Below are 967 nucleotides of genomic sequence, written 5' to 3' on the forward strand. Positions count from 1 at the left end.
CATGAAACGCGTCAACGAGGAGACGCAGATGACGCGCGAGGCGCTCGACGCCGGCCTCGACGGCATCTGGAGCGCCATGAAAGGCTGCATCGACCGCGGCCTGTCGCAGGACGGCATCATGCCGGGCGGGTTGAAGGTGCGCCGCCGTGCCCGCATGCTGCATGACAAGCTGCAGGAGCAATGGCAGCAGAACAAGCCCAATCCCTTGCTCGCCAATGACTGGCTGTCGATCTACGCCATGGCGGTGAACGAGGAAAACGCCGCTGGCGGCCGGGTCGTCACAGCGCCGACCAACGGTGCGGCCGGCAGCGTGCCGGCGGTGCTGCGCTACTGGCTGCATTTCCATCCCGAGGCGGACCAGCCGAGCATTCGTGATTTCCTGCTGACGGCTGCTGCGGTCGGCGGCATCATCAAGACCAATGCTTCGATCTCCGGCGCCGAAGTCGGCTGTCAGGGCGAGGTCGGGTCGGCATCGGCAATGGCGGCGGCCGGCCTGTGCGCCGTCATGGGCGGTACGCCCGAGCAGGTCGAGAATGCCGCCGAGATCGCGCTCGAACACCATCTCGGCATGACCTGCGATCCGGTTGGCGGGCTGGTGCAGGTGCCGTGCATCGAGCGCAATGCGCTGGGCGCGGTCAAGGCGGTGACGGCAGCGTCACTGGCCATCAAGGGCGACGGCACCCATTTCGTACCTCTCGATGCAGCAATCGAGACCATGCGCCAGACCGGCCTCGACATGAACGAGAAGTACAAGGAAACCAGCCTGGGTGGGCTCGCCGTCAACGTCGTGGAATGCTGAAGGCTGGCCTAAACTGCCACTGTGGAGAAGTCGATCCGGTCGTTGACGCGTCCGCATGCGGGACTAACCTTAAGCGATGTCTCTCAATCTCATAAAACTCTGTGTCGGCTGCGACAGCGTCGAAGATCTCGAGGAGTGGATCGCCTTCCGCCTCGACGAGCGGCGGCG

The 967-nt window shown here is 64.6% G+C and carries 1 protein-coding gene and 1 pseudogene; both read left to right on the forward strand.

Annotated elements, in window-relative coordinates:
• Positions 1-799 (forward strand): L-serine ammonia-lyase (locus ENZ75_RS32930; protein WP_128278666.1); only part of this gene is annotated, 799 nt, incomplete at its 5' end.
• A 76-nt stretch (positions 800-875) separates the two neighbouring features.
• Positions 876-967: pseudogene (locus ENZ75_RS32935) on the forward strand (DUF1489 domain-containing protein); the annotation flags it as partial.

This window comes from Mesorhizobium sp. M7A.F.Ca.CA.002.04.1.1 (assembly GCF_004022805.1).
In the GTDB taxonomy this organism is placed as follows: domain Bacteria; phylum Pseudomonadota; class Alphaproteobacteria; order Rhizobiales; family Rhizobiaceae; genus Mesorhizobium; species Mesorhizobium ciceri.